Source organism: Rhodoplanes elegans (assembly GCF_016653355.1).
Classification (GTDB): domain Bacteria; phylum Pseudomonadota; class Alphaproteobacteria; order Rhizobiales; family Xanthobacteraceae; genus Rhodoplanes; species Rhodoplanes elegans.
The window spans coordinates 1-7198 of sequence record NZ_NHSK01000040.1 but is presented as its reverse complement, the minus strand read 5'-3'; the positions used below and the strand labels follow the sequence as shown (position 1 = coordinate 7198).

Genomic DNA, 7198 nt, shown 5'->3' with positions numbered 1-7198 from the left:
CGCCAACGCCAATGGACCGAGCCGTCCCGCCGACGACGCCTCCAGATGACCCAATGCCCAACCTTATCTTAGCGCCTATGGGGTCGAGCCCGCGCATGACGCTCCTATGCATGGCGCGCGATGTGTGTATGCCCTAGCGCCTTCGCGGGGACGAGCGGAGCCCGTGGCCGCCCCACCGCATCGCAGGCGATCAGTTCACGTACTCCCGCAGCCGGCTCGGCTCGCCGCGCGGGCCCATCACCTGGTCCTCGACGAGCCGCGTCAGCTCGGCCTTGAGGGCGATCGCCTCGGGCGCCAGGAGGTCGCGCGGGCGCGGCACTGCGACCGGCACGATCGCGGTGATCCGGCCGGGTCGCGCCGACATCACGACGACGCGGTCGGCCAGGAAGATCGCCTCGTCGACGCTGTGGGTGACGAACAGGACGGTGTGCCGCTCCTCCAGCCAGAGCTTCAGGAGATCGCGCTGGAGGATGTTGCGGGTGATGGCGTCGAGCGCGCCGAACGGCTCGTCCATCAGCATCACGTCGGGCTGGTTCGCCCAGACGCGGGCGATGCCGACGCGCTGCTTCATGCCGCCGGAGAGCTGGCGCGGATATTGCTGCTCGAAGCCTTCCAGGCCGACCCGGGCGATCTGGGCGCGCGCCCGCGCCTCCGCCTCGACGCGGCCGAGGCCCCGCACGGTCGGCCCGTACATCACGTTCTTCAGCACGGTGAGCCAGGGGAACAGCGCGTATTCCTGGAACACCAGACCGCGCTCCGGACCGGGCCCGCGGATCGGCCGCCCGTCCATCGTCACCCGGCCGGCGCTCGCCCCGATCAGGCCGGCGACGATGCGCAGGAGCGTGCTCTTGCCGCAGCCGCTCGGCCCCAGGATGCAGACGAACTCGCCGTCGGCGACGGTGAGGTCGACGGGCTGCAGCGCGACGACGTCGCGATCGTGCGACCAGAAGGTCTTGGCGACGCCCTCCGCCCTGATCTTCGCGCCGGCGACGCCATCGCTGCGCTCGCTCATGGAGTCCACTCAGTCATTGCGCGACAATCCTTCGTGCCAGCGCAGCACACGCCGCCCGGCCCAGCTCATCGTCTGGTCCGAGACGAGGCCGAGCACGCCGACCATCATCATGCCGACGATGACGAGGTCGGACCGCATCATCAGCCGCGCGTCCCAGATCAGGTAGCCGACGCCCGACTTCGCCCCGATCATCTCGGCGACGACGAGCCCGGCCCAGGAGTTGCGCAAGCCGAGCCGCAGCCCGGTGAAGATGTTGGGCAGCGCCGCCGGCAGGACGACCCGCCACAGGATCTGGCGCGGCCCGGTGCCGAGCATGCGGGCCGCCTCGACATAGACGGGCTCGACCCATTCGACCCCGTGGATCGTGTTGATCAGGATCGGCACGGCGGCGCCGAGCGCGACCAGGAACACGGCCGAGGCGTCGCCGATGCCGAACCACACGATGGCGATCGAGATCCACGCCGTGATCGGGATCGGAATGAGCAACAGCAGCGTGATGTGCGACAGCCGTCGCACGAACGGCGACCACCCGACGATGACGCCGAGCGGCACCGCGATCGAGGTCGCGATCAGGAAGCCGGCGATGCTGCGAAACAGGCTCGCCTTGACGTGCAGCCACAACGTCCCGTCGGTCAGAATCTCCCAGAAGCCGGTCGCGGCGCGGCTCGGCGAGGGCAGCAGATAGGCCGAGATCCAGCCGAGATCGGCGGCGACCTGCCAGAGCGCCAGGAGGCCGACCGGCATCACCAGATAGACCGCGACCGTCGCCAGCCGGCGCCGCAGGCCCGGCGCCTTGCGGCGCGCGGGCGCCGGCGCGTCGGCTCCGGACGACGCCCCGTCCTGCACCGCGACCGACATCAGTTCGCCCCGGCCGCCGCCCTCGCCTTGTCGAGGAAGCGGAGGTCGAACACCTTGTCGGCCTCGACCGGACGATCGAGATACTTGATGCGCATGAGCTGGTCGATCAGCGTCGCGGTCTGCTTGCGGAACGCCGCGTCGATGTCGATCGACAGCTCGGTGTTCTTCATCGCCAGCTTCACCACGTCGTCCTTCTGGCGGATGATCCTGGCGAGCTCGGCCGCGGTCTCGTCGGGATGGGCCTTCACCCAGGCGGTCGCCTTGGCGTGCAGGTCGGCGATCAGCTGCGCCTTGGCCGGGTCCTTCTCGATGGTGCTGCGGGCGACCGCCAGCACGATGCCGACCCGGCCCGTCGAGGTGTCGTAGAGGTCCGGCGCGATGTCGGTGCCGAGCCCCATCGCCAGCATGACGGAGCCGTGCGGCTCGGTGGTCGCGGCGACGTCGATGCGGCCGGAGGCGAGCGCCTCGAGATGCGCGTTGGTCGGCAGGAGCAGGTATTCGACGTCGCGGCCGACCTGGAGGCCGGCCCGCTCCAGGAGTTCGCGGAACATCATGTCGGTCTGGCCGGCCTTCGACACCGCGACCGTCTTGCCCTTGAGATCCTTGATCGCCTCGACGCCGCTGCCCTTGCGGGCGACGATGCGGGCGCCCTTGAAGCTGACGCCGGCGATCACCGCGACGGGCCGCTCCTGCGCCACCGCAAGCACCGCGGTGACGAGGCCCAGATAGGCCGCGTCGATGTTGCCGGTCAGCAGCGCGTCCATGGCCTCCGAGCTGGTCGCCACCTCGACGATGTCGATCTTGACGTTCGGCGGCGCCACCTTGGAGAGCATGTAGGAGCTCGCCATGTGAGGCTGCCCCTTGAAGGTGGAGATGCGCAACGTCGTGGTCTGCGCCGTCGCGGCCCCGGCGGCGACGAGCAGCGCGGCCGCGGCGACCGCCGCTTGGTATACCAAGGTCGCGAAGGAAGGTCGGATCGCGAAGCGACTTCGGGTCGCGAAGGGTCTGCGGCGGGAATTCGGATGGCGAAGCATCGGCGGCTCCTGACGACGGTCCGGCGCGGTCATCCTGACCCACGCCCCCGGCCCTCGGCCATTCGAATTAACTCATGGATTATTCAGTTTTGAAACATGAAAGCGGCTCCCGACCCGTGGATCGAGCGCCGGGATCGCGCGCCGGCATCGGATTTACGCGGCGGCGGCCCGCCGGGGGACTCCCCGGCGCCCTCGCGAGGACGCCGGAGACGCGGGCGGCGAACCGCGCTCAGTTCCCGCGGTCCATCAGGCGGCGGGCGATGACCTGGGCCTGGATCTCGGCGGCGCCCTCGAAGATGTTGAGGATGCGGGCGTCGCAGAGGATGCGCGAGATGCGGTATTCGAGCGCGAAGCCGTTGCCGCCGTGCACCTGCACGGCGTTGTCGGCGGCCGCCCAGGCGACCCGGGCGGCGAGCAGCTTGGCCATGCCGGCCTCGAGGTCGCAGCGCTTGCCCTCGTCCTTCTCCTTGGCGGCGAAGTAAGTGATCTGGCGGGCGATCATGATCTCGGCCGCCATCATGGCGATCTTGTCGGAGACGCGCGGGAACTCGACGATCGGCCGGCCGAACTGGACGCGGGTCTCGGCGTAGGCGAGCGCCTCCTCCATGGCGGCCTGGGCGACCCCGATGGCGCGGGCGGCGGTCTGGATGCGGGCCGCCTCGAAGGTCTGCATGAGCTGCTTGAAGCCCTGCCCCTCGACCCCGCCGAGCAGATTGGCGGCCGGCACCGTGAAGCCGTCGAAGGCGATCTCGTACTCCTTCATGCCGCGATAGCCGAGCACCTCGATCTCGGTGCCGGACATGCCCTCGGCCGGGAACGGGTCGGCGTCGTCGCCGCGCGGCTTCTCGGCGAGCAGCATCGACAGGCCCTGATAGCCGGGGTCCTGCGGGTTGGTGCGGACCAGCAGCGTCATCAGGTCGGCGCGCACCGGATGGGTGATCCAGGTCTTGTTGCCGTTGACGACGTAGGTGTCGCCCTCCCGCACCGCGCGGGTGCGCAGCGAGGCGAGGTCGGAGCCGGTGTTGGGCTCGGTGAACACGGCGGTCGGCAGGATCTCGCCCGAGGCGATCTTGGGCAGCCAGTACTGCTTCTGCTCGTCGGTGCCACCGCACAGGATCAGCTCGGCGGCGATCTCCGAGCGAGTGCCGAGCGAGCCGACGCCGATGTATCCGCGCGACAGCTCCTCGGAGACGACGCACATCGACTCCTTGCCGAGCCCGAGGCCACCGTACTCCTCCGGAATCGTCAGGCCGAACACGCCGAGCTCGGCCATGTGCTCGACCGTCTCCATCGGGATGTAGGCGTTGGCGCGGTGCCAGCCGTGGGCATGCGGGATCACCTCGGAGTCGGCGAACTTGCGCATCTCCTCACGGATGGTCTCGTAGGTCTCCTCGAGGCCGCAGTCGCCGACCGTCGACCCGTGATGCTCGCGCATGAGCATCACCAAGCGGGCGCGGTTCTCCGGCGTGTTGCCGGTGTCGGCGAGTGCGTCAAGGCTCGGCGCGAGGCGGCCGAGCACCGAAGCCGCGTCGAGGCCGAGATCTGCGGGGCGCACGAACTCGCCCTGGCTCATCGGGATGCCGCCGGCGACCTGGGCGATATACTCGCCGAGGCCGATGCGCACCACGAGCTCCTCGATCTCGCCGAGCTTTCCGGCCTCCGTCATACGGGCCGTGTAGGCTGCGAGCTGGCGCACCGCCTCGGCATAGGTGGCGAGCCAGGCGAGGCCGTGGGTGGCGCGCTGCTCGCGGTCGAACAGCTTGGCGCCGGGTCCGCCGGACGACACGCGGGCGCGGACGCTGTAGATCGCGTCGGCCAGGACGGCGTCGAGCGCGTCCGCGGCCCGACTGGACAGGGAGACGAGATCGGGGCCGGACTCGGAACGCTTGGCGGCTAAGGACATGGGCTTCTCCGGAAATCGGCATCGCGCGTTGCCCGGGACGGAGGTCTCGGGGCCGCGACGGCCACTTGTTGAAAATCGATACGCCTCTTCGAGCGCCCCCGATCATCGCAGCCGGACGGCGCTCTCGCGGTTCTTCTCTTGGTCGCAATCTGTGCGGCGCAAATCCTTGCGGCGCAAATCCTTGCGGCGCCAGTCTGTGCGGCGAAGGTGCGACTTAAGTCTATGTGGCGCACGTCCTCGCGTCGCAATTCCGTGCGTCGCAATTCCGTGAGTCGCATGTCCGTGCGGCAGGCGGTGCCCGCCTCGCCGCGACATGGTTTAATGATGGCATCTTTTCGCACCTGCGTGGAGAGGGAATTCGTGGCCGGAAGCGAGACAAAACGGCGCTCGGGCGGGGCCCGGCGACGCGTGCCATGCCATTGCGCTTGATCACGATTCCGGCCCGGATCGCGGCCGACGCGTTCCTCGCCTTCAGCCGCGACGACGGCTGGGCGATCGCCAGCCACATCGCGCTGTCCACCCTGATGTCGCTGTTTCCGTTCCTGATCTTCGTCACCGCCCTGTCCGGCTTCCTGGGCACCCAGGACCTCGCCGACCAGGTCGCGCTGCTGCTGCTCGAGGCGTGGCCCGAGGAGGTCTCGGCGCCGATCGCGAGCGAGATCGAGAGTGTGCTGACCACCGCGCACGGCGGCATCCTGACCGTCGGGGCGGGACTGGCGCTGTACTTCTCGTCGAGCGGCGTCGAGAGCCTGCGCATCGGGCTCAACCGCGGCTACGAGGTGGTGGAGACGCGGTCGTGGTGGCTCCTGCGGCTCGAGTCGATCGCCTACGTGCTGGTCGGCGCGCTCGGCCTCGTCGCGCTCGCCTTCCTGATCGTGCTCGGGCCGCTGATCTTCGCCAAGCTCGTCCCCGTGTTTCCGAACCTGCGTCAGTTCGAGGTGTCGCTCACGGTCGCGCGCTTCGGCATCGCCAGCGTCGTGCTGGTCGTCGCGCTGACGTTGATCCACAAGTGGCTGCCGGCCGGTCGCCGCACCTTCGACGAGATCGCGCCCGGCATCGCCGTGACGCTCGCGATGTGGCTGATCACGGGCGTGCTGTTCGGACGTTATCTGTCCGAGTTCGCCAACACCTACGTGACGATGTACGCCGGCCTCGCCTCGGCCATGATCGCGCTCGTGTTCCTGTACTGGACCGCGACCATCTTCGTGTTCGGCGCCGCCCTCAACCAGGCGGTGATCAGGCGGCGCAACGCGAAGCGCAAGTGAGCGCGCCGGCCGCGCCGAAGGGTCACGATTCGGCCGCTGCCGCGCTCACCGGACACGACCGCGCGGCGATCGGGACGAGTGCGTAGGACGCGTTGCGGACCCGCCCTGTGGATGATCGTATTTCGGCCGATTTCATTGGCTTTTTCGCACGTCCGCGCAGCGGCGACGGCGGCTCGCCGAACCGTCGGTTCGAGCCGCCCAAGTGCCGCCTTAGTCTTGGTTACAAGTTCGTAAATCGACTTGCCGCCGACGCACGGGGGTGTGGGGGTGCCGAGGCGCGATGATGACGACGATCCGGCATCAGACCGGACGCTCGTCATCATCGCTGGCCCGGTGGCGATCAGGGCTCGGGACATCGCTCCCGGGACATCGCTCAGCAAGATCACGACGAGACCATGACCGCGTGCGCACCCGCGTGCACGTCGGTGTCGATCGCGCACGCGAGTGCGCCGGTGGAGCGTGCGCGCGAGCGCGCGATGCCGCCGTTCGTTAACACGACGTTAACCCTGCTCACGCAGCATGGTTGACGTGTTGCGAACGTGCAAACCGCTTCTTTACCGGTCGCGTCGACGATCGGGAAACCATGTGGTTCGCGTTCGCTGCTCCGGGGACGGCTGTTGGGCTCGCTGCGTCGAATCTCGCTGAAACACCACACCGCCGTCGCGGCGCCGTTCGGCTTCGCGCTGCTCACCTTCGCGGCGATCCCGAGCTCCGTCGCCTATCAGGACCTCGCCTCGCTGATCGCGGCCCGCGCCGGCGGCGGCGGTGACGTCGCCCGCGAGCAGGCCCGCAGCCCCCTGGGCAGCTTCCACGCCGCCACCTTCTCGTTCCCGCGCCCGGTCGGCACCGCGATCCCCGAGCCCACCGGCTACAAGGTCGCGAGCCTCGATCCGAGCTTCGACCGCGAGCTGCTCACCGGCTCGGTCGCGACCCGCGCGCTGTTCGATCTGACCGAGCAGCCGCCGGCGCTCGACCGCGAGACCGTCAACCGCTCCCGCAAGGGCGACCGGCTGGTGCCGCGCGCCGTCGCCGAGTGGCTCGCCCGCGAGCAGGCGACCCGCGCCGCCGCCGCGCCACTCGTCGCGCCGGAGCCGCCGGCCGTGGTCGCCGTCCTGCCCGACGCGAC

The 7198-nt window shown here is 69.5% G+C and carries 5 protein-coding genes and 1 pseudogene; 2 read left to right on the top strand and 4 right to left on the bottom strand.

Annotation, left to right across the window (positions count from 1 at the left end):
* Window positions 1–190: 190 nt before the first annotated feature.
* The 4 genes from CCR97_RS02910 to CCR97_RS02895 form a co-directional block, all read right to left on the bottom strand.
* Window positions 191–1012 (bottom strand): ABC transporter ATP-binding protein, encoded by an 822-nt coding sequence (locus CCR97_RS02910; protein ID WP_111358844.1) that lies wholly within the window; start codon window positions 1010–1012, stop codon window positions 191–193.
* Between the two features lie 9 nt (window positions 1013–1021).
* Window positions 1022–1870 (bottom strand): ABC transporter permease, encoded by an 849-nt coding sequence (locus CCR97_RS02905; protein WP_111358845.1) that lies wholly within the window; start codon window positions 1868–1870, stop codon window positions 1022–1024.
* A complete protein-coding gene (locus CCR97_RS02900) occupies window positions 1870–2826 on the bottom strand; it encodes an ABC transporter substrate-binding protein (RefSeq protein ID WP_170145968.1) in 957 nt (318 codons plus the stop codon). The genes CCR97_RS02905 and CCR97_RS02900 overlap by 1 nt, the downstream gene beginning before the upstream one ends.
* A 307-nt stretch (window positions 2827–3133) precedes the next feature.
* Window positions 3134–4807 carry an acyl-CoA dehydrogenase family protein gene (locus CCR97_RS02895; RefSeq protein WP_111358847.1) on the bottom strand — a complete coding sequence of 558 codons (1674 nt, stop codon included), beginning with the start codon at window positions 4805–4807 and terminating at the stop codon, window positions 3134–3136.
* 413 nt (window positions 4808–5220) lie between these two features.
* Here CCR97_RS02895 and CCR97_RS02890 point away from each other — a divergent pair, with 413 nt between their 5' ends.
* A complete protein-coding gene (locus CCR97_RS02890; protein WP_111358848.1) occupies window positions 5221–6072 on the top strand; it encodes a YihY/virulence factor BrkB family protein in 852 nt (283 codons plus the stop codon).
* A gap of 617 nt (window positions 6073–6689) precedes the next feature.
* Window positions 6690–7198 (top strand): annotated as a pseudogene (locus CCR97_RS02885) (hypothetical protein); the annotation flags it as partial.